This window comes from Flammeovirga sp. MY04 (assembly GCF_001682195.2).
GTDB classification, from domain to species: Bacteria; Bacteroidota; Bacteroidia; order Cytophagales; family Flammeovirgaceae; genus Flammeovirga; species Flammeovirga yaeyamensis.
Window position 1 is genome coordinate 2,088,341 of record NZ_CP003560.2, and the last position, 26,639, is coordinate 2,114,979.

Below are 26,639 nucleotides of genomic sequence, written 5' to 3' on the forward strand. Positions count from 1 at the left end.
TTGGGTCATAAAAAAAGACCACAACATCTCCATTGTGGCCTCTTAATATTTTAAAGATTCTTTCTATTAATAAAGAATTCTGAATTTAATGGTATGATCAATCTGCTTCATATCCTCAAGAAGTTCGTGTTGATATGATTGATCGATATCTGTAATTACATAACCAATATCTTCATTTGTTTTAAGGTATTGACCTAAGATGTTACAACCTCTATTTGCAAAAACGTTGTTCATCTGTGCAAGTATACCTGATTTGTTTTGGTGGATATGTAATAATCTATGACCGCTTTCCAATCTTGGTAATTGAACATTAGGGAAATTCACACTATTGAACGAACTACCTGTATTTACATATTCAATCATTTTTGAAGGGACGAAATCAGCTATATTCTCTTGTGCTTCTAAAGTACTACCTCCAATGTGCGGAGTAAGAATCAAATTATCGATATTCTTAACAGGAGCATCGAACGTATCGTTATTATTCTTAGGTTCTACTGGGAATACATCGATAGCTGCACCAGCTAAGTGATTCGATTCTAATGCCTCTTGAAGTGCTTCCAGTTCAACTACTGGTCCTCTTGCAAGGTTCACAAGAATAGCACCTTTTTTCATTTTTTGAATGTGCTCTCTTTTAAAGAACATTTTGTTCTCAGGTCTACCATCTACGTGAAGTGATACCACATCAGAAATTTCTAACAATTTATCAAGGCTAGATAATTTCGTTGCGTTACCCAATCCAAGCTTTTCAACTACATCGTAATAGTAAACGTCCATACCCATTGATTCAGCAAGAATAGACAACTGAGATCCGATATTACCATAACCGATAATACCTAGTTTCTTACCTCTAACCTCAAAAGATCCACCTGCAGACTTGCTCCACTCTCCTCTATCCATCTGACGCATTCTTTTTGGTATTTGTCTCATCAACATGATGATTTCACCAATCGCCATTTCTACTACAGATCTTGTATTACTATAAGGTGCATTGAAAACACAAACGCCATGTTCAGTACAAGCGTCTAAATCAATTTGATTTGTTCCGATACAGAATGCACCAACGATCATTAAACGATCAGCAGCTTCTACTACTTTACGAGTTAACATCGTTTTTGAGCGGATACCTAAGATGTGAACACCTTTGATTTTCTCACAAAGTTCATCCTCATCAAGTGCACCTCCTAAAAGTTCTACTTGATATCCTTCTTGAATAAGTCTCTCTTTTGCATCCTGATGGATATTTTCTAAAAGAAGTACTTTTATTTTACTTTTTGGAAATGATGTTGCCATAGGGTGTTTGATAGTGAAAAGTATTTCATCAAAGCTATTGGCTTCGACATCTGCTTTAGCCAATACTTTTTCTCTTTTTATATTTTCGGTAAAAGCAAAGAATGTTTTTGCATATCCTGCTTCTCTAATTTCATAGTCAGTGTATCCGTCGCCAATGACAACTACTTCACCTTCAAGTGAAAGTTCTTTCATTAGCTTTACTTTACCTTTGTGTTCTGATAAAGGGTTGGAAGCATCAAAACCTGTTACTTCATCTTTATCATTATAAGTAAATGTGTTGGCATAAATATTCTCCTCCTTAATACCATATTCAGTTACTACTGGAGTAATAAAATCTTTAAAGCCACTTGATACGATTAAAACATTATCAGTCTCATTAGAGAAAAATTCCTTATTTCTTTTTACAGATTCTGATACTAATTCCTTTAGCTCATTCGATAATTGAGTAACGTCTTTTTTCGTTGCCTCTAATAAAGCCAATCTTTGTTCTAAAGCCTCTCTGAACGACAGTTCTCCGGCCATTGCTTGATCTGTAAGGTCTTTGATTTTTTTCCCTACAATTTCTTTTTTATCTGTACCTTCATATAAAATATCGCTAAGCACGTCCAATGCTTCTACTTTAGTGAAAGTACTATCGAAGTCTATTACAAAAAATGTTTTGTCAGCCATGATCTTATTATCTGTCTTAGGTTGTTCCAATCGCAAAATCAAAAATATTACTTAATGACGACATTTTCATAATATTTAATGATTTATTGTAAAATTAGCAATAAATTAATCTAATCGATTAACATTTTGTAGTAAATAAAAAAATAAACGGAAGATTTAGTCGGTAATTAGTGTATCTTTTACTCTCTTTGGTAGTTTATCAAATACTAACTGATAGGAATGATCTATCCAATTTAATATTTCATTATCTTCCATATCTGCATTGACATCAATGGTGTTCCAATGTTTTTTATTTAAGTGGTACCCTCCTCGAACACATGCATATTTTTCTCTAAGTTCCAATGCTTTTTCAGGGTCACATTTTAAACTAATACTTTCAAACAAATCAATATTTGTCAGTGCAAACATCTTTCCTGCTACTTTAAATACAATTGTGGTTTCATCGAATGGAAATTCTTCTGTCACTCCATTTTTTGAAAGACAATGATTTCTAAAATCTTCAATATTCATGACTTAATCTAATTGTTTATATATCAAAAAATCAAATATATTTTTAAAGTTCTGAACAACAAAAAACTAGTCATATGTAACAATAAATTAATTCTTAAAATATTCAAAAATCACTTAAAGTTACCTTTCTTTGCATTTAATTTTACTAACACTTGAACTCTAATTTTTCCCGACCACTTATTACTGTATTTATTTATCAATGATTACTATTTTTTTTAACTCATAATCAAATACTTTCGAATCGGTAATTAGTGTTGTTTTAAAATTATTTGTTTAAACAAACACTAAACTAAAACAATTCATCTTTACAAGTGTTAATGAATTGGACTAAAGCAAAACACAATGAAACAAAGTTTTCTAACATTATTCAGCATTTTTATCATCTCCTCATCATTATTCGCTCAAAGTGGTATTGTTAGAGGTAAAGTGACAGAGGTACCAAAAAATGAGACTGTACCTTACGCTACGGTAGTTATTCAAGGCACAACAAAAGGAGCCACAACAGATGACAATGGTAACTATGAAATTAAAGGTTTAGAACCGGGTTTATATAACCTTGTAGTTAATTACGTTGGTTACGCCCCTGCATCACAAGAAGTAGAAGTTACCAACTCTAGACCTGCACAGGTCAATTTCCAATTAAAACCTTCCACTCAAGAACTAAACGAAGTGGAAGTTGTGGCCAATGGCTTTTACAAATCTGACGAAAGTCCTGTATCTGTTCAACGTATTGGTGTAACAGAAGTAAAGAGAGCTCCTGGTGCCAATAGAGACATTTCAAGAGTTTTACAATCACTTCCTGGTGTAGCATCTACGGCTTCATTTAGAAACGACATATTAATTAGAGGTGGTGCTCCTAACGAAAATCGCTTTTACTTGGATGGAATTGAAATTCCTAACATCAACCACTTTGCTACACAAGGAGCATCAGGTGGTCCGGTTGGAATGATCAACGTTGATTTTATCGAAAATGTAGAATTCTATTCTGGTGCCTATCCATCAGGTCGTGGAAATGCCTTATCATCAGTGATGGAATTTTCACAAAAAGACGGAAGAACAGATCAGCATACAACTAACTTAATTTTAGGAACATCGGATGTTGGTATTACATTCGAGGGACCTGTAACTGATAAATCATCAATTATTGTATCAGCGAGACAATCTTATTTACAAGCCTTGTTTAGTGTATTGGGATTACCATTCTTGCCTACTTACAATGACTTCCAATTAAAGTATAAATACGACATCAATCAAAGAAACAAAATATCAATCATAGGATTAGGTGCTATCGACCAATTTAAATTGGCAGATTCACCTGGCGAACCAACAGATGAAGATTACGAGCAAAACGTTTATACTTTAAATAATTTACCTGAACAAAATCAGTGGAATTATACTATCGGGGCGAAATATGAACATTTTAGAGACAACTCAACATTTACGTTTGTAGCTTCTCGAAATATGTTAACCAACAATCAGTTCAAACATCCTGGCAACGATAGAAATCAAGCAAAAATTTACGATTACAACTCTACCGAAGCAGAAAATAAATTTAGATTAGAGGGTGTAACGTTCACAAATAATGGATTCACATTCTCATACGGTGTGAATTATGAATACGCTACATATACCAATAAAACTTTCCAGACTTTATATGATTATGATGACGATCAGTTAAAGACCATTACTTTTGATAGTAATCTTCCTTTAAATAAATGGGGAGCGTTTGGTACAGTTTCAAAGAAATTAGCAAGTGATAAAGTCACATTATCATTAGGAGCAAGAGTAGACGCGAATGATTACTCAGATACTATGGGTAATTTATTAGATCAGTTCTCTCCTAGATTTTCAGCTTCATATCAGTTCACTCCAAGATGGAGTTTAAACTTCAATACAGGTATCTATTATCAGTTACCGACTTATACCACGCTTGGATATAAAGAAGATGGCAAATTTGTCAACAAAGAAAATGACTTAACCTATATCCGAAACAAACAATTAGTGGGTGGTTTAGAATATAAAATCCCTGAAAAGAACTTGAAATTCACTGTTGAAGGATTCCAAAAATTATACGATCAATATCCATACTCAATTAATAACCAAATCTCTTTGGCCAATTTAGGTGCTGATTTTGGTGTAATTGGTTCTGAAGCAGTAACAAGTACTTCTTTGGGTAGATCTAGAGGTGTTGAATTCTTGGCTCAGCAAAAATTCTACAAAGGATTCTATGGTATCTTAGCTTATACTTATGTACAGTCAGAGTTTACCAATGCAGATCCAAATGTATACGCACCTTCTTCTTGGGATAGTAGAAACATTGTATCCTTAACTGGTGGTAAAAAACTAAAAAGAAATTGGGAGATCGGAGCTAGATGGTTATACTCTGGAGGTACTCCTTATACTCCATACGATGTTGACGCATCTATGGACAGACAAGTTTGGGATGCAGAGCGTAGAGGAGTTAGAGATTACTCACAGATCAATACGTTACGTTTAGATGCACAACATCAATTAGATGTTAGAGTTGACAAACATTACTATTTCAATAAGTGGAGTATCAATTTCTTCTTGGATATCCAAAACATTTATAATTATAAGTCGAAAGGTCAGCCAATATTGACTACAGAAATTGATCAAATGGGTAATCCTGTAGTAGATCCTAACGACCCAAGCAAATACGTTCCTAAGTTTATTGAAACAACGAACGGTTTATTACAACCTTCAATCGGAATCATTGTAGAATTATAATATTTCAAAAAAAACAATCATTTTCCCTTACTTCTCGTAAATAAAGAGGTAAGGGTTTGTTTTTTTCTAAATTCTACATTTATTTTGAAATCGCATACCATTTACATCTTCTAAAGACGTAAGTGTTTATAAAGAAGAGGCAAGAGACTAGGCTCAAAGACCCTCTAGCAACCATCATAAATAATGAAAAGGTGCTACATCCTAGCCTAAATTTTTAGGAACTATAAGCAAATATCGGAACGTGATGAAGATGCCTTCTGTACTACTTATCCAATCTTTGTATCCTTGATTTAGGCTTTATTTGAAGTCTTTTTTTGTGTCTCATTTATTTCATTCGTAATCAAGAGCAATAAATGCAACAGCATTATTATACATACAAAGAAAAATTTGATCTGGAATTTGGGGAAAGTTTAGAAGGGTTCACCCTTTCATATTACACCTACGGTCAGTTAAACCAAGACAAAAGCAATGTCATTTGGGTATGTCATGCCCTTACTGGTAATGCCGATGTTTTTGACTGGTGGAATGGACTTTTTGGAGAAGACGCTATCTTCAACCCCAAGGATCACTTTATTATATGTGTAAATGTTTTAGGATCATGTTATGGTTCTACAGGACCTACATCTATAAACCCTAAAACCAAAGAACCTTTTTATGATTCATTTCCTAACATTTCGATTAGAGACATTGTCAACTCTTTAAATATCTTAAGAGATCATTTGGACATTAAATCTATTAATACCTTAATCGGAGGGTCTTTAGGAGGGCAACAAGCTTTAGAATGGGCAGTGATGCATCCCAAAATGATGGAAAACCTTATTATATGTGCAACAAACTCTAAACATTCTGCTTGGGGTATTGCATTTAATGAAGCACAAAGGATGTCAATTGAAGCTGATCCTACTTGGGGAGACAAAAGTGATAACGCCGGAGTTAATGGTTTAAAGGCTGCTAGAGCTATTGCTATGTTATCTTATAGAAACTATAGCACTTATGAAGAAACTCAATCTGAAAAAGACGTAAATAAAGTAGATAATTACAGAGCATCTACTTATCAGCAATATCAAGGTGATAAATTAACTAAAAGATTTAACGCTTATTCTTATTGGACTTTATCTAAAACAATGGACAGTCATCATTTAGGTAGAAACCGTAAATCTTTAGAAGAAGCACTTCAGAGTATACAGGCATACACTCAGGTAATTGGCATTACTAGTGATGTCTTATTCCCTGTATCTGAGCAACGTTTTATTACGCAACATATTCCAAATGTCACCTATGAAGAAATCACTTCTCTTTATGGTCATGATGGATTTTTGGTGGAGACTTATAAAATTGCTGCGGCAATCAGAGCTTTTTTCAAACAAAAAAATAAAAAAAGAGTAGTCTTATAATTTTAGGCACACATTTTGATTTTGCATTGGCGTATATCCGTTTGGATAATGTATGTCTATAATGAACATCAAATAACATGAAAAATATTACTAAAAGACTCTTATCCGCAAGTGCATTATTATTGTTAGGAGTTTTCGCTTTTTCTTGCTCTAACAAATACGGCAATGCATCATCTTCTTATTTCAAAAAAGAAAGAAAGAAATATGAAGTAATGGATCAACATGCAGACTGTCCTCAATTGGTAAAATCAAGAAGATAATTTCTTCAAAAAATCATATTTCAATCCTTTTTTCGTAACTTCATGAAAAAAGGATTTTTATTATTTCTACCAATTATAGATTTTTTAATCTTCTACTACCAATTATTATGCAACGTGAGATTGAAATTGCAGAGCTGCGAAGGCTTACCCAATATTTAGACGATAATTTTGATTATGATTTCAAAAATTACGCAATGTCTTCGTTTACTAGAAGAGTTCGCCGAGTTGTTGAGTTGTATAAATTTTCATCCGTAGATGCATTAATCAAAAGGTTTAAAGATAAACCTGAGTTTTTTCAAGAATTTGTTTCTGAGATTACTGTTAATGTAACAGAGATGTTTAGAGACCCTACTTTTTGGATTTCCTTAAGAGACGAAATCATTCCTGAGGTCTTAAATGAACATGATAAAATAAGTATTTGGCACGCAGGGTGTTCTTCTGGTGAAGAGGTTATTTCTATGTGCATACTACTAAAAGAAGCAAACGCTCTTGATAAAGCTACTATTATTGCAACAGACATTGATAAGTCTATAATTCAGAGAGCAAAAAAAGCAGCTATTAGTGCAAAGAATATGGAATTGAATCAATCCAATTACGAGCGCTATGGTGGTAAGGCTGCATTATTAGATTATTTTATTGAAAGAGATGGGTTTTATTATGTAAACCCTGACTTATTGGATAGAGTATCGTTTAGAGTACAGGATTTAGTCAAAGGTAATCCTTTCTCTAAATTCGATTTAATTCTTTGTAGAAATGTTATGATTTACTTTAATCAAACACTTCAAAACGAAGTACTGAAAAAGCTTCATAACAGTTTATTCAAATATGGCAATCTAGCAATAGGATCTAAAGAGTCACTTATATGGTGTGATATTGCCAATAAATTTGTCGTTGTAAACAACGAGGAGAAAATTTACAAAAAAATAAAAGAATAATTCCTCTATGCTATTCAATGTAGATAAATCCGTTTTTGAGAAAACCTACAAGGGTATCGTTATAGGGGGCTCTGCTGGTAGCTTTAAGCCAATCACCCAATTATTGGCCGACTTACCAAAAGATTTTCCAATTCCTATATTTTTATGCTTACATAGATTAAAACATGTAAGACACGGATTTATTGAAGCATTATCTATCCGCAGTAAAAAACAGATTATTGAACCACAGGATAAAGAAACTATCCGACCAGGGATGGTATATTTAGCCCCTGCGAACTACCATATGTGTATAGAATTAGGAAATTCTATTTCTCTTTCTACTGAGGGATTGATCAATAATTCTAGACCATCTATAGATCTGACTTTTCATACAGCGGCCTACACATTTAAAGAAAAAATGATAGGTATTTTGTACTCTGGAGCAAACAAAGATGGAGCAGAGGGCATGAAATCTGTCAAAGACAAAGGTGGTTATACAATAATTCAAGATCCTGATGAAAGTCTTATGGCGACAATGCCTCAATCGGCACAAGCTATAACAGACATCGATTTATGCCTTGAATCAGAAAAAATTAAAAATTTTCTACTACGTTTATACAAGGCTCAGCAAAAATAAACGTTAGTAAATAAAATCTTGTGTAATATTTTCAAGCAACCTTCTTAGCATTTTGAAAACAACGCAGAAAAAAACAAATATTCGAAGAAAAGGGTCGAGATCAGATATCCGACGATATGGCATTATCATTAGTGGTATTTTAGCAGTTCTATTTACAGCTATAATATTTCTAGAAATGAGGTTTCCAAATATCTTATCACTAGTAGGAATTTTGGACACGAAGCAATTCAATAGAGAAACCTATTTACTTTCTATTCGATTCCTCGATCTTACTTTTATATCTGCTTGTATATACTTTATCTTTGACAAATCTAAACCTTTCAATATTTATTTAGGTATCGTTTTCTTATTCATGTGTATTTATTCCATTTGGGATATTCATGAGCTACCGAATTTAATATTAACGAGCTTAGAAATTACTGATGATAAAATCATTGGTCAAATAAGAGAAGTTGCTAATCCAACATATTATACATTAGGCTTTACATTTGCCATTTTATTCTTTTTCTTATTCCGTTTGATTTCAGACTTGATGAAAGATCCTGAAGATCAGATCATCTACGTTCCTAAGTATTACAACAAGGAAAATCAAGAAAGTGAAGAAGAAAGAAAAGATGCTATCCAAGAACGCTCTCAACTTATTCGCAATAATATTCATGCAGCTATTGTAGATAGTAATGATGCAGCTGATAAAGATCAAAAGTTACTAAATGCTATTTGTAAAGAATTTAATGTAAGCACTGGTATTTATTATAAACTAAAAGAAATTGAAGGCGAATCAATATTAGAATATGCAAGAGGGTTTGCATTCTTTCTTCCTGATAACGATAAACTATCCTATCAATTAGGAGAAGGTCTACCTGGACAAGTTGCCAAAACCAAATCATCTATCATTACTAATAATGTTCCTGAAAAATACATTAATGTTGTATCAGGTTTAGGAGATGCTTCTCCTCAATCGTTAATGATCTCCCCTATTATTGACTCAGAACATGACTTAGTGGGTGTTGTTGAATTAGCATCTTTCAAGAGTTTTTCACCTGATGACAGAGAGATTCTTGACAAAGTAACCATATGGTTCACAGAAGATAATTAATAAGAAAAGCAGAAAATCTATTTATATATGTTCTTTCAAGATTTAAAGATACGTACTAAGATCACGATAATTATGCTTATGGTTGTTACCATTACAGTAGCAATTATCAGTTTTCTTTCTTATATACAAACAGAAGATTCCGTAGAAAGGCGTTACTCTGAAACTTTTGATGTTATCAGTACATTAAAATCTGAACAAATTGATCAGAAGTTTAAATTACTCGAGCAAAACCTAAAGTATATATCTAAATCTGCTCTGATTGTTTCTTCTACGACTAAATTAAAGTACTTATTCAAAACTAAATCAAGTGCATATAAGGATTCCACTTATTACGCTATAAAAAGAACGTTAGATAACGATTTATTCCCAAAACAAATCGTTAACGGATACTCTAATATTATTATTTCTGATGATAGAGGTAGTGTTTTATATACCAGTTATACTTTCCCTGCTTCTGTAATTGTAGGTGATAGAAATAAAACATTTGAAAAAATCATCAAAAAGGCGAAAACAAAAACATATTTCTCTGAACCTTTTAACACAGAAAAAGGAGTGCATATGTATATTGTCTCACCTAGAATGAAATCAAGATATGGTGAATTAGGTCACGTTATCATCTTATACTCCCTGCAAAAAAACATCTATCCTATCGTTGAAAATAGAACTGGACTTGGTGACACAGGAGAAATTCTATTGTCTAGAATGTCTGAAGGTGCAGCAAAGAATGTAACAATTATTTCCCCATTAAAAAGTAGCCAAAATCTCCTCACAGAAGTAATTAGTGAAGGTGACCCTAAAAACATAGCTATACAAAAAGCAGCTAAAGGTGATTCCAAAGACTTCGGTTATGATATTGACTGGAGAGGAAAGAAAACAATCTCTTATTGGAACTACATTCCAACGACTAAATGGGGTTTGGTGGTAAAGATTGATTATGATGAAATCAAAAGTGGTCTAAATGGGTTGATATTAACCTTTGTCTACACAGCCATTATTATCATTTTGATTGTAATGCTTGTAGCAGTTACCTTCTCTAAGTTCCTTACATCGCCGATTATTCGATTAAAAAATAGACTAAACTATATCGCCAAAGGTATCCTACCTCACGAAGTATCTGATGATATCCAAAATGATGAAATTGGAGAGATGCAAATGGCCGTTCAGGAAGTAGTCAATGGTATGAAACGTACCGCTAACTTTTCGGAACAAATTGGTGATGGTAATTATGATGCCGTTTATTCTGCCTTATCAGAAGATGATACTTTAGGTAATGCCTTAATCTCTATGAGAGACAGTATTCAAAAGGCAGAAAAAAGAGATTATGAACGTAACTGGATTATTACGGGTGAAGCTGAAATTGGTCAAATTCTTCGAACGCATAATGACTTGATTGCTTTAGGTGATGAAGTTATTGCATACACCACTGAAAAAATTAATGCTGTTCAAGGTGCTTTTTATGTTGTTGAGGGCGCTACAGATGAATTATCGATTGACAAACAAACTATTGAATTAGTTAGTACATATGCCTATAACAAGAAACGTTTCCTTAAAAAGCAATTCAAATTTGCAGAAGGACTTGTTGGTCAGGCTGCAATTGAAATGGAAATGATTTTAAGAACTGAGATTCCAAGTGATTATCTTTCAATCACTTCAGGACTTTTAGGTGAGAAAAAACCTAGATCGGTACTTATCATGCCTTTGATTGCCAACGAAAAAGTATATGGTTTATTGGAGTTTGCTTCTTTAGACAACTTCTCTCCTATGACATTGGAGTTTGTGAAAGAAATTTCTCAAATCATAGCAAGAACAATATTCAACATTAAGATTAACGAGAGAACAGTAAGGCTACTGAAAGAATCTCAACAGATGTCTTCAGAACTTTCTGTACAACAAGAAATCCTTCGTCAGAATGCTGAAGAAATGGAGTCTACTCAAGAAGAACTTCAAAGAACTAACCATCGTCTGGAGGAACAAGTTGAGGAAGTGAAGCACTCACAAAATAGATTACAATCCCTATTAGAAAACGCTTCTGAGGTGATTACAATTTTTGATAAAGACTCAAAAATTAAGTTCGTATCTCCTTCATCAAAACACATCTTAGGATACAAACCTCAAGATCTAATTGATACTTCATACCTTTCTAATTTGCACAAAGACAGTTTAGATCACGTAAAAGAATTTATCAACAATCTTGTCGAATCTGAAGGACGTCAAACATTTAGTTTAGAATATAGATATAAACTACAGGATGGACGATATATTTGGTTGGAAGCGACCGGTATTAATTTAACGGATGATCCTGCAGTTGAAGGTATTGTAATTAACGCTCAAGATATTACAGAGAGAAAGCAAGCTGAAGTGGAACGTAGAATGAGAACACAAATGCAGGCACTTTCTGAAAACTCACTTGACTTAATTCAACGACTAAACGCTGAAGGTCACATCTTCTATACAAACCCAACAATCGAAGATTATACTGGGTTAGCAGCAGAATTATTTACAGGTCAGCAAATTGACAATACAAGTCTACCAGAAAATATTATTCAGCTTTGGAAGGAGATGTTGATAGAAGTATCTTCAACTTCAGAAAAGTGTACTAAAGAAGTTGAATTCCCTACGAATCAAGGCACACGTTTCATGACAGTGACGGCCATTCCAGAGTTTAATGACGAAAAGGAATTTGAAAGTGCTTTATTCGTATCTCACGACATCACAGAAAGAAAGAAAGTCGAACTGGAGATCTTATTGAAGAATAAGAAAATTACAGAGTCGATTAACTATGCAAAACGTATTCAAGGAGCTATCATCCCTAATACTGAGCACATTAAGAAAGATCTAAACGATTGCTTTATTTTCTACAAGCCTAGAGATGTAGTATCTGGCGATTTCCCTTGGTATTATAAAAAAGGCAAAGACATCTACATAGCAGCTGTTGACTGTACAGGTCATGGTGTACCAGGAGCATTGATTTCATTAATTGGTTACTTCCTACTTAATGATATTGTTTCTAGTAACGAACACATCGAACCTGGAGAAGTCCTTAATAAATTACACGAGGGTGTGACCAAAACATTACGTCAAGATTCGAATAGCAGTACTAGAGATGGAATGGATATTGCTCTATCAAAAATTGACTTAGAATCCAAAACTGTACAATATGCTGGAGCTCACCGTCCGCTTTATGTGTATAAATCTAATAATAAAGAGTTTACACAAATCAAAGGCGATAAATTCCCAGTAGGCGGTGAATACAAAACGAGAACTTCGTTTAGTACTCATCAGCTCGATTTAGAACAAGGAGATGAAATCTTCATGTTCTCAGACGGTTACCCTGACCAATTTGGAGGTGAGGAGAACCGTAAGTTTGGAGCAAAACGTATAAGAGAGCTAATTGTCAATACTGATCATTCTTCAATGGAAGACATTGCTACGACTTTTAGTAACACATTTGAAAACTGGAAAGGCAATTTCAAGCAGACAGATGACGTTATAATGATAGGTATTGGATTCTAACAATATTACTTGTTAGTTGACAAGGTTTGATTATATTTGAAAATATTTTTTTTATAAATCGCTTTTGATCAATCAAAAGTGGTATCAGTATCACAGCTGAAGCAAATAGTGTTCGGAAATATGAAATACATCTACGAACTTCATAGGACAATGTTAGATAAAGATCTTATCCTTATTTATGAAGGGGAGATCACCCAAGACATTACTAAATCTGTTCTTTCTATGGCTGAAAGAAACATGGACTCTTACGGCGAACAATCTAAGATCAAAAGAAAAGTGTTTAACGTAATGGTTGAATGTCTTCAAAATATCAGTAAATACGCTGTGCCTATGGAGGAAACTTCAGACAAGAAAAACAGTGCCGTATTCATGATTGGCAAGGAAGATAATTCTTACTTTATCACATCAGGCAATCCCATTTTATCCAGAAATGTTAAGGATATTGCGGGAAGATTAGAAAAAATTAATGACCTTGATAAAGACGGTCTTAAGAATTTATATAAAGACATTATCAAAAATGGTAAGATTTCTGCCAAAGGAGGTGCAGGTCTTGGCTTTATTGATATGGCTAGAAAATCTGGCGAGAAACTTCGCTTTGATTTTGAACCCATCAATGATGAGTTCACATTTTTTTCTCTTAAAACGACAATTCCAAGAAAACTAAAATAGCTTTTATACATGAAAGTCCTAAATCTAGCAGGAACAGAAGATACACCGAAGGTAGTCCTTGATAAAGAAAATGAAATTTTTGAAATATCAGGAAGGTCCCTCCCAGAAGATTCAGCAGAATTTTTTGCCCCTATTTTAAGTTGGATTGATGAGTATGCTGAAGAAAATAATAGTGAGACTAAGTTTTTATTCAAACTAGAATATTTCAATACAGCCTCTTCAAAATTAATCCTTGATATCTTATCTAAACTTGAAGAAGTAGAAGGCGTTACTGTTGTCTGGTATTATCATGAAGATGATGAAGATATGCAGGAAGCGGGAGAAGAATTTGAAGAATTAGTAGAATTAGAGTTCGAATTCGAGACTTACTAAAAAAGTATCACGAATTATAAACACTTGATTTTTAGACACAAATCAAGTGTTTTTTTATTTATTAGAAGAAATAATCCTTATTATACAATATTTGTTATCACTTTTGCATTAATAATGTGTATGCTTTTTGCTAATACACTATATTATTTTTTAGGGATACTGAATATCCGCACTACGACGGCTATCTATGAGTGAAGAAATATTAAAAGCACTGACTCAACTATTTGCCATCATCTCTACACAAGGTGAAGGAACTACTGATACGGAAAGAAACTTCGTAATAAAATTTCTTAATACGGAACTTGAGAAAAGTTCAGTAGAAGAATACATCAAGTTATATGATGGATTAGTTGAAGAGGAAGAAGAAAAAATAAAAAAGAGAATAGAGAAGGAGAACAAGAAACGTGAGAAAAAAGGAGAACCATTAATCTCTAATTTAACGGACGGTGTTTCTGTTCTGAATTCTGTAAGAACTCTATCTATTTGTCGTAAGATCAATAAGACTCTTGATCAAAAGCAAAAGGCTATTGTATTAGTTAAATTGCTTGAGATTGTTTCTATTGATGAGAATTCTTATACGCCACAACGTATGGACATTATCCATACTGTTGCTGATGTATTTAATATTCCTTCCGCAGAATACAAAACACTAGAACGATTCGTCATAGAGCAACACTCTTCGAAAATTGATAATGAAGATATTCTTATTTTCGACGATGAAATGCCTCCTGAGGGTAGTAAAATCAAATTTATTGATTCAGGCCTTTTAGATGGAGAAATCATTTTCATAAGAATGAGAAGCGTTGGTCTATATTTTACAAAATATACAGGTGTTGAATCAGTATATTTAAATGGACAGCTTGTCACAAAAGACAGTGTTTATCTATTCTCTCCAGGCAGTATCTTTAAAACTCCTAAAGGTGCACCACTTTATTATTCTGATTTAGTAAACAAATACAACTCAGACGAAATTGGTGGTAATATTTCTTTTGTAGCTGAAGATATCGAATATAAATTCCCTAATGGTCAGCTTGGTTTAAGAGATATCAACTTTGGAGAAAACACAGGACAATTGGTAGGAATTATGGGTGCCTCTGGCGCCGGTAAAACTACTTTATTGAACGTTCTTGCAGGTTTAGAAAAACCATCTTCAGGTGAAGTGAGAATTAATGGATATAATATCCATACTGAAAAAGAAAATATTGAAGGGGTTATCGGTTATATTGCTCAAGATGATTTATTGATTGAGGAATTAACGGTATTCCAAAACTTATATTACAATGCTAAGTTGTGTTTTAAAGACATGACCGAGCAAGAACTTACTACTAAAGTAAATGAGGTATTGAGTAGTTTAGGTCTTGACCGAATTGCTCACCTTGTTGTTGGTAATGTTCTAAACAAGAAAATATCAGGTGGTCAAAGAAAGCGTCTAAATATTGCATTAGAACTTATCCGTGAGCCTGCAGTAATGTTTGTTGATGAGCCTACATCTGGACTATCATCAAGAGACTCTGAAAACGTAATTGACCTTTTAAAAGAATTATCTCTTAAAGGAAAATTAATTTTTGTGGTTATTCACCAACCATCATCAGACATTTACAAGATGTTTGATAAAATGTGGTTACTTGATACTGGTGGATATCCTGTATTCTATGGCAACCCGATTGAAGCTATTACACACTTTAAAGGTGTCGTAGGACAAGTAGATAGTGATCAAGGGCAATGTAATACCTGTGGTAATGTCAATCCAGAACAATTATTCAATATCATTGAAGCTCAGGTGGTAGATGAATATGGTGAATTCACCAATAAGAGAAAATCACAACCTGAAGATTGGCATAGAATCTATCAATCGAATTTCAAAAAACCTGAAATTGAAGAAGCAAATGTTGAGCCTCCAAAAACTTTGAATATCCCTTCGAAGTTGATGCAAACAGTAATCTTCACTATCAGAGATTTCCTTTCGAAATTTAGTAATAAACAATATTTATCCATCAATTTATTAGAGGCTCCTTTCTTAGCATTATTGCTATCTTGGGTAATCTACTACATTAAAGATGGAGATACTGAATATGTTTTCAGACACAACGAAAACATCCCTCCTTATATTCTAATCGCAATTTTGGTCGCCCTATTTATGGGTATGACTGTAAGTGCGGAGGAAATAATTAAGGATAGAAAAATCAAGAAAAGGGAATCCTTCCTGAACCTCAGTAGAAGCAGTTATCTTTTCTCAAAATTGATAATTCTTTTCGGTTTCTCTGCCATACAGACACTTACGTTTGTCTTAATAGGGAATACTCTCTTAGAAGTTCATAATTTAACATGGCAATATTGGTTGGTATTATTTACTGTCTCATGTCATGCGAATTTGATTGGTCTAAATATCTCATCTGCTTTTAATTCTGCAATCACAGTATATATTTTGATCCCAATCTTATTAATTCCACAAATGATTTTAAGTGGTTTAATATTCGATTTCTCAAAGCTTAACAACACTATAAGCGAACACGGAAAAACTCCACTTATTGCGGATATTATGGCTTCACGATGGGCTTACGAAAGTTTATCTGTTGAGCAATATAAAAACAATGAATTCAAGAAGCCTTTCTTTGATTTGGACATGCAACTAAGTCAAAGTAATTACAAAAGTGCTTATTGGGAACCAAGAATGGAAGAAATTCTATTCAGTGCTCAAATGAACAGTAAAAATACGAATGATAGCACTGCATTAATTCTTGCAGATGACATCAAAACATTGGTAAACGAAATAAATGCTGATAAATATTTTACTGCTCACGAAGATAAAAAGAAAGAAGCCCTTGCTTTCCTAGAAGATGGAAAAATCACTTCTCAAGAAGGTAATCAGCTTAGAAAGATCTTATACGAATCGTCAATTTTCTATAATGATCAATTAATAAAAGCTGAAGAAGAGAGAGACAAAAGAATTTACGCAATGAAAAAAGAATTTGGCGATGACTTTAATCTCTCAAAAGCAAAAGATTTATATCACAATGATCAGTTGGAAACATTTGTGAAAAATAAAAATGTTTTAAACCGTACAGTCGTTGATAAGAATCGTATTGTTCAATTAATCGATCCTATTTACTTCGTGAAAGAGAACACATCTGGACCTTTAGATTACAGATCTCATTTATTTGCACCGGAGAAAAAAGTATTTGGCACATATATTGACACATTTACATTCAACGTGCTTATGATATGGCTAATGTCACTATTCTTATATATTACGTTATATTTTGAATGGCTGAAAAAACTCATTGACGGAGCAGAAGTTATTTTTAGTAAACTTTTCTCTAAAGAATCATAAGTAATTTTTTCAACGATGATTTATAATCGATAAAACTACCTTTGAAAAAGCAAAGATAAGATGAATACCAAATATCTGAATACATTGGCGGCCTCGGTCATGCTAGCTGCTACAACTGTTTCAGCAGGAGAATTACCGAAAAATGGGCCTGCTAAAAACTTGAATACAACGGCCCCTACTAAAGTTTCTCAAGAGGTGCTTCCGGTGAGTGAAGTATTGGAATCAATTCCATCTCCTTTAGAAATTTCAGTACTAATTAAAGAAAGTGGTACTATATATAACAAAGCTGACTTAAACGCACCGGAAGCTGTTTCTCGTTATAACACAGGTTTCCAAAAAGCTATTAACTTAGGCATTTATGGTACTGATTTAGGTTTTGCCAATATTTACGGTAAAAACCAAGATGCAATTTCATTCCTTAACTCTGTTAGAGATTTGGCTGATGGTCTAGGAATTGGAGCATTTTTCGATTATGAAACAATAAAAGAATTAGCAGAAAGTTCAAACAGATTGGACGAATTGATCCAACAAACAACGTTGAACTTCGAAAAAATAAATAATAACCTAAGAGAAAGAAAGAGAGAAAATGTTTCTGTCTTGATTCTTACAGGCGGTTGGATTGAAGCTGTATATTTAACTACAGTTATCAACCAAAGAGAGCCAAACGATTTGTTGAAAGACAAAATTGGTGATCAAAAAGTGGTTTTAGATCAATTATTACTTGTTTTAGATATTTACAAGTCTAGCCCAGGTTTTGAAGATCTTATCAATGACCTAACTGCTCTTCAAGAAATCTATGATCAAATTGAAGTGGAAGTGATCGTTGGCGAACCTACTATGGAAGAGATCGATGGTGTTTTAGTAGTTACAGATGGCACAAGAAGTGTTGTTCACGTTACTGACACTGACATCCAAAAAATTACAAGTTTATTAAAATCAATCAGAAACAAAGTTATTAGATAACTCATACTTCTCAGAAAAATTTCGGAACGATGAAAAAAATATTTTTAGCTATCACTTTTATCTTCGCCTTATTCACTGTAGAAGAGGCCTCAGCGCAATGTAATGCAGAGTTGTACGTAACGAAAAGTATGAAAGAGCTTAATCCAGGCTTTCAATTTTCGAAAAGTTACAGAATCGATGGACGTAACGGTACTCGTCGTAAAATCGAATATACTTGCGTTTTAGCAAAAGATACTAGCTACCAAATTACTATTTCTGGTAAAGATGGTGGTGCACAAGGACTAATTTCTACGCTTTACAATGCGAAAAGACGTAAAATTATTTCTTCTTTCTACAACAATAGGTTTTTAAATACTTGGACTTACAAGTGTACGTCTACTGGTATTTACTATTTAAGTTTTACATTTAAAGATTCAAAAAGTTATTGTGGAGCAGCTGTTTTAGGCTTTAAGCGTTAATTGAATCTTTTATATATTCCTAAAAAGGACAGCAGCGACAGGCTTCTGTCCTTTTTTGTTTTTCAAAACTTAAAAAATCAATAGATTTGTAGGATCAAGTAATTCAACTTGAACTTTAATACAGAATCTTATAAAAAATTGTGCGGTAAATGGACTTACTATCATTAAGAAATCAAATCGATGCTATAGATAATCAACTTTTAAGGCTTCTAAACGAAAGAATGGATGTCGTTAAAAAAGTTGGTGAATTAAAAAAACATGAAAAGTCTGTTATCTATCGCCCAGAAAGAGAAAAATCGATTATTGATCGTTTAACTCATATTTCTCAAGATGATAAAGGAACTTTAAATAACTCTGCAATTGAAGCAATATTTTTGGAAATATTTGCCGTAAGTAGAAATTTAGAATTACCTGAAAAAGTTGCCTTCTTAGGCCCTGATGGAAGTTATACCCACCAAGCTGCTGAAAATAGATTTGGTGCAATGAGTGAATATATTCCATTAAAGACTATCAAATCTGTTTTTGATAATGTAGAAACAGAAAGAGTACGTTTTGGCGTTGTCCCTATTGAAAATAATCAAGAAGGAACTGTAGCAGAAACGATTGATCAATTATGTTATAGAGATGTAAAGATTGTCGCAGAATTGCCAATGTCGATTAGCTTCAGTTTAGCATCAAATCATGATGATTTAACTAAAATCAAAAAAATATATTCAAAAGATATTGCATTTAGACAATGTCGTAATTTCTTGGAGGATTATTTCGGAGATGATATCAGATTAATTCAAGTATCATCTACCTCTAGAGCTGCAGAAATGGCCTCAAAAGAGGAAGGTGCTGCTGCTATCTGTTCTCATATTGCCGCTAAATTATTCCAGCTACCAATTCGATATAATAATATTGAGGATAGTCAGGATAATACCACGAGATTTTTAATTATTGCTAAGAACTTTGTAAATCAACAAAGTAACAATGACAAAACATCAATTCTTGCAAAAATTGGTAATCAGCCGGGTGATTTGGCAAACTTCTTGGAAGAATTCAGACAAAGAGATATCAATCTTACTAAAATTGAAAGCAGACCAGCAAAGATGAAGGATAATTTTAATTACTGGTTCGTTATCGATTTTGATGGACATTATAACGATCCTAAGACTCAGGAGATCATAAGATCCTATTCTGACACAATTACTTTCTTAGGAAGCTATGTTAAAATGGTCTGATAAAATAAGTTTCGATTTTTTACGTTTGATAAGTAGTAATTCTATTTGACCTAATAATTAAGGGATGAAACAATTTTTTTTCATAGTACTCACTATTCTGAGCATCAATATATATGTTCAAGCAGATAACGCACCTATAAAAACTTCCTCAACATTTAATAAAGTATTAGGAGGTGGCAAATATGACCAAGGTAAGTGTATAATTAAAGCACATGACGGTGGTTATATCATCGCTGGTCGTTCTGTGGGAACTAGTGGTAATATGGACATGAGCCTTTGGAAAATTGACGAAAGCGGGAATGTAAAATGGAATTACAAATTTGGAGATACCGAAACAGAGGAAGTCTATCAAATTATTCCTACTTCTGATGGTGGTTATATCACTGTAGGTAGTTCTGACTCCTATGGTTTAAGTATCGACTTAAAAGATACTTGGATTGTAAAAGTAAATGCTCAAGGTAAGCAACTTTGGAGACAAACTTACGGTGATGAAAACTCCATTGAGGAAGGCACTGCAATTGCTGAAACAAAAGATGGTGGTTTTATTATTGGTGGCGGAATTCTAAAATTAGATAAAGAAGAGCCATCTGAAGATGCCTTTTTGTTGCGTATAGATGCAAAAGGAACTGAACTATGGAGAAAGTTTTATGGTGGTGCTAAAAACGACAGAACTGTAGATATTATAGTAAATGAGGACAGTTATACTGTTGTTGGTAACACTGAGTCACTAGGAAGAGGAAAGTGGGACATTTGGATGTTTAAAACTGACCTTGAAGGAAATAAACAATGGGAACGCACTTATGGTGGTGGCGACACTGAAAAAGCAAATCAGTTTGTAAAAACAAATGATGGTGGTTATGCTATTGTTGGATACTCTTATACTTTTGCCGAGGCATCATTGGATGCATGGATTGTGAGAACTGATGCTGAAGGTCAACAATTATGGCACAAATCATTTGGTGGTTTAAGCTACGACGAAGCTCATGGCATTACTAAAACTAAAGATGGTGGTTATGCATTAGTTGGTTACACAGAAGTGTATGTTCCGGATGAATATGGTGATAACACTTCTCTTGAAGGGTTTAATACATTGCTTGTAAAAATTGATGACAAAGGTCAAAAGCAATGGGAGAAATCAATAGGTGGTGTAAAAGAACAAAGAGGTAATGCTGTTGTTGAAGCTGATAATGGCGATTTTATTATTGTAGGTTCTAAACAAACTTCAGATCAAAATAATTTTGGTATATTACTTATCAGAACAAATTCTCAAGGTTCGATCTAAATTTTTTAAAAGCTGAACTACATTAAACTACATATTGCTCTTATATTTACCCTTTTCTTCTCCTCTACTCTTTTTGCTCAGCAAGCAATTACATTAGAGGCAGCCGACAAGGCCTTTGAAAATGGTAACTATTATTTAGCATTAGATATCTATCATAAACTAGAGACCAAGGATATTCATTCTTGCGATCTGAAATATAAGATAGCTTTATGTTATTTAAAGTCACCTTTTAAAGTAAATGAAGCAACCCCCTACCTTAAGTATTTAATTCAAGAAAACTGTAATACACTTCCGTCGGATAGATATTATTTATATGGTCATCTTTTACAATTGAATGAAAAATATATTGATGCCATCAATTATTTCAACGAATATCTTGAAGCAAATACAACTAAAGAAAAAACATTTGATGATGTCGAGTTGAGAATCAAACAATGTGAAAATGGAATCAAATTAAACAGTGTGGATGATCTATCTTCTGAAACAACTGCGATTATGGATATTCCTATAAACACTTCGTACGATGAGACTGCTCCTATCATATCAAAAAGAGATAATTTTATTCTTTTCAACTCCAATAGACAAGTAGATAGTTATAACTATGTCTATGGAGATCAATACGCTTTTTTACCAGAAGATTTAAAAAGTAAAGACAGCGACATCTATCTTTCTTATCGAAAAGGTGTTCAATTCTCCCATCCCTACCCACAATTCGATGGTGAGTTTAATACTATATACCCTCTATATGTTCAGGATGGCTCTTATATGCTTTTATATATTGAATACAGCACTGACGCAAAAGGAAAAGGCAATATATACGAAACGAGAGTAAAAAAAGGAAGATGGCAAAAACCAAAAAAATTAAACTCTAAAATCAATTCCAATCACGAAGAAAGAGGTGCTATTCTTGCAAACAATGGCACAACAATTTACTTTTCATCAAATAGACCTGGTGGACAAGGCGGTTTTGATATATATAAATCTATCCGTGTTGGAAAAGACGATTGGTCTAAACCAATCAATTTAGGTCCAACAATCAATGGCCCTAATGATGAAGTTTTCCCTTTCATTCATAACGATAATAAAACACTTTATTATAGTACTAATGGGGTGTTATCAATGGGTGGTTTTGACTTAGTCGTTGCTAAAAAAGAAGGCGCCAATTGGAGTAGACCAAAAAATTTAGGAAAGAAAGTCAACTCTCCTTTTAATGAACTTCAGTTTTCTCAAATCCCAAGCAAAAGATATTCTTATTTTACTTCTGATAGGCAAAATCAACAATCTGTAGGAGGAAAAGATATATATGCCATTTTCAAGCCTGTTCACAAAATGAAAAGGGCTATTGTCACGGGAAAAATTAAAGTGATGAAAAACGGTGTTTCTCTACCGATCACTTTATTAGTTAAAGACAATTCTGATATTACCTATAAAAAATACGTTTACGACCCCTCTCCTGATGTTGGGAAATTCTTTATGATTCTTCCCCCAGGAAAAAATTATAGCATCACAATAATTTATGAAGATGTAGAATTATATACCATGGCTATCGACCTCCCTAAAGATACTTACAGATATCAATTGGATAAAGAATTCGCCATTAACGAAATTGAGGTGTTCAATAAAGTAGTGGGGTATGATGTCATTCCTGGAAAAACCAAGTTTGAAATCACTACTTTTGATGAATTAAAAACACAGGATGTGAGTGAAAGTACAGATGCTCGTTATGATGCTTTATTGATGCTCATGGAAATGATTGTGGATAGAACAGATAAAGAAGGTCTTGCTAATTTAAATGATTTAGATGATCCAGTTAAGGATCTATCTCTAGTGAATACTCAAAGTGCATCCAATAATCCTGACCCTTATTATACACCTTTATTAGACCTTATAGAACGTGCTTTTAATGAAGCTAATCCTGATTTAATCACCTCATTGGATAGTATTCGAGGAGATCAAGGTGATAAGGTTGTAAAAATTGGTAATCAACTTCATCAAAATGTAATTGTTGAAGAACGCTATTATTTCCCAGAAAAAGAATTTGATATCTCAAGAGACAATAAAGCAAGTTTAAATGAATTGTCTGAATTTCTAAAAAATAGAGATAATGTGATATTGGACGTCGTTTGGTTCTCTAAAAATGAATCAAATAAAACATTATCAACGATAGATCAATTGAATGAAATGAGAATGAATTCCATCTTAAATTACCTTTCAGCAAAAGGTGTGTCTAGATGGCAATATCAAATAAAAAATAAACAATTAAACACCTCAAAAGATAATGCCTGTATATTATTATCTGTTAGACTAAAATAAATTGAAAGCAATTTTTCAAGACATATCGATAAAAAAACTACTACTAATTGCAGTTGGATGTATTGCCTATTTTACTGTTTCGACTTCCTATGCTCAATTTGATGAATATGAAAGGAAAGCGGCAATGGTCAACACTTTTGCCAAATTTGTCAATTGGCCCTCAAAAGCATTTAAAGATAATAATAAACTAGTATTAGGCATTTTGGGGGATGACCCTTTTGGAGATGTAATCGACAATATGTTCAAGAACAGATATGTTAATGGCAGACAATGGGAAATAAGAAGAGGTAATAGTATTAAAGAGTTAAAAGGATCGCATATTGTATTTATGACTCAAGGGTTTTCCAATGAAGAAATAAAAGCATTACTAAATGAGATTTATGAAAAGAATAACTCATTTGTTTTGACCATAGGTGATAATATTCCTAACTTCTGTAAAAATGGAGGCATAATTAATCTCACTCCAAATGGTTTATATACTCTTAATATTGTCTCAGCAAATAAAGCACAACTGACGATAGACGTAAAACTCCTTAATCTAGCAAGTGATATTATTCCATATGACCCAGATTAAAAAACTATATCAACAATCTCTAAGAATTAAATTAATCAGTATAATACTATTGGTTAGTTTGATTGCTTCATCTTTATCAACAATTTTGTATTGTACATATGATTTCCAACAATATAAAACCAAGTTTATAAACGATACCCAACAATTAGCTAAAATTATAGGTGATAATAACGATGCCTCTGTTGAACTTCAACAAGTAAATGCCGCACAACAAAATTTATCTGATTTATTAATCAATAATCCACATATCCTTACTGGAGTTATCTTTGATAAAGAACAACGATTATTTGCTTATTTTAATCAGAAAGCTGTTTCATTAGCAAAAAAAGATTCTATAAATCAGAAAAAGAATATTCTTCTTGATAAAGAATGGCAACTTTCGCATGCTGATTATATCCCCAAATACACTCAAAATGAAACCAATTTTTCGTTAATCGAAAATCATCTGGACATATATGTAAGTACCTTTGATGAAAATGGCAGGATAAATACTGTTTTTCTTAGATCTAACTTGGACAGTATACAAGGCCGTTTAACCACTTACTTTGTTATGTTTATTGTGATTGTGGGATCGGTAGTACTCCTAGTATTTTTCCTATCAGTACCGTTACAAAGAACGATCTCTAAACCCATTCTTGATTTAGAGAAAACCGCGCATAACATCTCTAATAAAAAGGATTTTTCAATTCGTATTCAAGACCAAAGGCATGACGAAATTGGTCAATTGATTACAGCTTTTAACGATATGCTTTCGAAAATCGAAGAGCAAAACGAGTCATTAATCCATGCAAAAGAAGTGGCAGAAAGTTCTGCGAATGCTAAGCAAGAGTTCTTAGCGAATATGTCTCACGAGATCAGAACACCTATAAATGGAGTAATGGGTATGGCTGATCTACTACAGGACACACCATTAGATGATGAACAAAAACATTTATTAAAAGTATTAAAAGGTTCTGCTGACCACTTATTGGTTGTAATTAATGACATACTTGATGTATCCAAAATTGAATCAGGTAAGCTTTCACTAGAAACCACCAAAATCGACTTATTTGATTTATTGAATAGCATTATTGAAACTCATAAAATTCAGACTGAGGAAAAAGGATTAAATGCCTTATTAGATATTTCTAAAAAAGTCCCTCAATTTGTTATTGGAGATCCTGTTCGATTGAAACAAATACTTATCAATCTATTCTCTAATGCCATTAAATTCACTTTTGAAGGGAGTGTAATCATCACTGTTAGATGTTTAGAGCAAAGTGAAAATGAGTCGAACCTGCAGTTCTCTGTAAAAGATTCTGGTATTGGTATTCCTAAAGATAAAATTGATCAAATCTTTGATAGTTTTACTCAGGCATCCAATGCGACTACTAGAAAATTTGGAGGTACAGGCCTAGGATTAAGTATTTCTAAACAATTAGTAGAATTACAAGGAGGAGAAATGTTTGTTGAGAGTAAACCCAATTTAGGTAGTACTTTTTACTTTAACATCACCTTTAAAAATTATCTTGCGACCAAAGAAACTCAAGAGCAAAAGGTTCCTTCTGAAGAAGAAAACACTATCGAATTTGATCAGTCAACTAAAAAAGTACTCTTAGTAGAAGATAATGAAGTCAATCAAATGCTTGTGCTTAGATTACTGAAAAAGTGGGGATATAAAACTGAAGTAGCTGATAATGGGCTTATTGCTATCGAAAAACTAGATGAAGATCACTTTGATTTGATTCTTATGGATGTGCATATGCCAGAAATGGATGGTTATACGGCAACAAAAAAGATTCGATCGGAGTTTGATGAACCGATCAAATCTATTCCAATTATTGCCATGACAGCTTCAGCTCTGAAAGGTGAGTTCGAAAGATGTAAAGAAGCTGGAATGGATGATTATATCTCTAAGCCTTTCAAAAAAGACGTATTAGAAGACAAAGTAAAAACACTTATACTGTCTAATTAAGACTCGGTAAAATATCTTACTCCTAATTCATAACCTTTCAACCCAAGTCCTGCTATTGTTCCAACACAATTTTTTGCCATGTAACTATGGTGTCTAAATGCTTCTCGTGCATGCACATTTGAAATATGTACTTCTATTACTTTTGTTGTCACACCAGCAATTGCATCTGCAATAGCTACGGAAGTATGTGTATATGCCCCTGCATTGAAAACAATACCATCATAAGAAAACCCCACCTCATGAATCCAATCCACTAGTGTTCCTTCATGATTCGATTGTCTGTACTCTAATTCAACATTTGGGAATACCTTTTTTAATTCTTCAAAATATTCTTCAAAACTTCTATTTCCATAAATAGTTGGTTCTCTTTTGCCTAAAAGATTTAAGTTTGGTCCGTTTAAAATTAAAATCTTCATTTTGAATAATTATTGATTAAATTAGTATTGGAAAAGGTAAATATAGTAATGAA

At 33.1% G+C, this 26,639-nt stretch carries 20 protein-coding genes and 1 riboswitch; of the genes, 17 read left to right on the forward strand and 3 right to left on the reverse strand.

Going from position 1 to position 26,639, the window contains the following annotated elements; translation table 11 throughout:
• Nucleotides 1-66 precede the first annotated feature (66 nt).
• A complete protein-coding gene (gene serA / locus MY04_RS08410; protein WP_066213132.1) occupies nt 67-1,959 on the reverse strand; it encodes a phosphoglycerate dehydrogenase in 1,893 nt (630 codons plus the stop codon).
• 156 nt (nt 1,960-2,115) lie between these two features.
• Nucleotides 2,116-2,469, reverse strand: coding sequence for an MmcQ/YjbR family DNA-binding protein (locus tag MY04_RS08415; protein WP_066208580.1), 354 nt, complete (start codon nt 2,467-2,469; stop codon nt 2,116-2,118).
• A gap of 342 nt (nt 2,470-2,811) precedes the next feature.
• On the opposite strand from MY04_RS08415, the gene MY04_RS08420 reads away from it, so the two are divergent.
• The 17 genes from MY04_RS08420 (at nt 2,812) to MY04_RS08500 (ending at nt 26,170) form a co-directional block, all read left to right on the forward strand.
• Complete coding sequence (locus MY04_RS08420) at nt 2,812-5,217, forward strand: TonB-dependent receptor (RefSeq protein WP_066208583.1); 2,406 nt, start codon at nt 2,812-2,814, stop codon at nt 5,215-5,217.
• A gap of 123 nt (nt 5,218-5,340) precedes the next feature.
• Nucleotides 5,341-5,447: riboswitch (SAM riboswitch) on the forward strand.
• A 123-nt stretch (nt 5,448-5,570) separates the two neighbouring features.
• Nucleotides 5,571-6,611 carry a homoserine O-acetyltransferase MetX gene (gene metX / locus MY04_RS08425; RefSeq protein WP_066208585.1) on the forward strand — a complete coding sequence of 347 codons (1,041 nt, stop codon included), beginning with the start codon at nt 5,571-5,573 and terminating at the stop codon, nt 6,609-6,611.
• 77 nt (nt 6,612-6,688) lie between these two features.
• The gene (locus tag MY04_RS08430; protein WP_066208587.1) at nt 6,689-6,871 is read left to right on the forward strand and encodes a hypothetical protein; all 183 of its coding nucleotides are present in this window, start codon (nt 6,689-6,691) and stop codon (nt 6,869-6,871) included.
• Between the two features lie 107 nt (nt 6,872-6,978).
• On the forward strand, nt 6,979-7,806 hold the full coding sequence (locus tag MY04_RS08435; RefSeq protein ID WP_066208589.1) for a CheR family methyltransferase: 828 nt from the start codon (nt 6,979-6,981) through the stop codon (nt 7,804-7,806).
• A 7-nt stretch (nt 7,807-7,813) separates the two neighbouring features.
• Nucleotides 7,814-8,422, forward strand: a complete 609-nt coding sequence (locus MY04_RS08440) for a chemotaxis protein CheB (protein WP_066208591.1) — start codon at nt 7,814-7,816, stop codon at nt 8,420-8,422.
• Nucleotides 8,423-8,474: 52 nt separating this feature from the next.
• A complete protein-coding gene (locus tag MY04_RS08445; RefSeq protein ID WP_066208592.1) occupies nt 8,475-9,518 on the forward strand; it encodes a GAF domain-containing protein in 1,044 nt (347 codons plus the stop codon).
• A gap of 72 nt (nt 9,519-9,590) precedes the next feature.
• Nucleotides 9,591-13,031 (forward strand): PAS domain S-box protein, encoded by a 3,441-nt coding sequence (locus MY04_RS08450; RefSeq protein WP_236941104.1) that lies wholly within the window; start codon nt 9,591-9,593, stop codon nt 13,029-13,031.
• A gap of 120 nt (nt 13,032-13,151) precedes the next feature.
• Complete coding sequence (locus tag MY04_RS08455; RefSeq protein WP_066208598.1) at nt 13,152-13,700, forward strand: SiaB family protein kinase; 549 nt, start codon at nt 13,152-13,154, stop codon at nt 13,698-13,700.
• 9 nt (nt 13,701-13,709) lie between these two features.
• On the forward strand, nt 13,710-14,072 hold the full coding sequence (locus MY04_RS08460; RefSeq protein WP_066208600.1) for a DUF1987 domain-containing protein: 363 nt from the start codon (nt 13,710-13,712) through the stop codon (nt 14,070-14,072).
• A gap of 187 nt (nt 14,073-14,259) precedes the next feature.
• A complete protein-coding gene (locus MY04_RS08465; protein ID WP_066208602.1) occupies nt 14,260-17,403 on the forward strand; it encodes an ATP-binding cassette domain-containing protein in 3,144 nt (1,047 codons plus the stop codon).
• 60 nt (nt 17,404-17,463) lie between these two features.
• On the forward strand, nt 17,464-18,366 hold the full coding sequence (locus tag MY04_RS08470; protein WP_066208604.1) for a hypothetical protein: 903 nt from the start codon (nt 17,464-17,466) through the stop codon (nt 18,364-18,366).
• A 29-nt stretch (nt 18,367-18,395) separates the two neighbouring features.
• A complete protein-coding gene (locus tag MY04_RS08475; RefSeq protein WP_066208606.1) occupies nt 18,396-18,824 on the forward strand; it encodes a hypothetical protein in 429 nt (142 codons plus the stop codon).
• Between the two features lie 149 nt (nt 18,825-18,973).
• The gene (gene pheA / locus MY04_RS08480) at nt 18,974-20,047 is read left to right on the forward strand and encodes a prephenate dehydratase (protein ID WP_066208608.1); all 1,074 of its coding nucleotides are present in this window, start codon (nt 18,974-18,976) and stop codon (nt 20,045-20,047) included.
• Nucleotides 20,048-20,111: 64 nt separating this feature from the next.
• A complete protein-coding gene (locus MY04_RS08485) occupies nt 20,112-21,329 on the forward strand; it encodes a hypothetical protein (RefSeq protein ID WP_066208611.1) in 1,218 nt (405 codons plus the stop codon).
• Nucleotides 21,330-21,659: 330 nt separating this feature from the next.
• The gene (locus MY04_RS08490) at nt 21,660-23,642 is read left to right on the forward strand and encodes a PD40 domain-containing protein (RefSeq protein WP_066208614.1); all 1,983 of its coding nucleotides are present in this window, start codon (nt 21,660-21,662) and stop codon (nt 23,640-23,642) included.
• Between the two features lies 1 nt (nt 23,643).
• Nucleotides 23,644-24,216, forward strand: coding sequence for a YfiR family protein (locus MY04_RS08495; RefSeq protein ID WP_066208618.1), 573 nt, complete (start codon nt 23,644-23,646; stop codon nt 24,214-24,216).
• A complete protein-coding gene (locus MY04_RS08500; protein WP_084005811.1) occupies nt 24,203-26,170 on the forward strand; it encodes an ATP-binding protein in 1,968 nt (655 codons plus the stop codon). The genes MY04_RS08495 and MY04_RS08500 overlap by 14 nt, the downstream gene beginning before the upstream one ends.
• Here the strand turns inward: MY04_RS08500 and aroQ are convergent.
• Complete coding sequence (gene aroQ, locus MY04_RS08505) at nt 26,167-26,586, reverse strand: type II 3-dehydroquinate dehydratase (protein ID WP_066208624.1); 420 nt, start codon at nt 26,584-26,586, stop codon at nt 26,167-26,169. The genes MY04_RS08500 and aroQ overlap by 4 nt on opposite strands.
• Between the last annotated feature and the right edge of the window lie 53 nt (nt 26,587-26,639).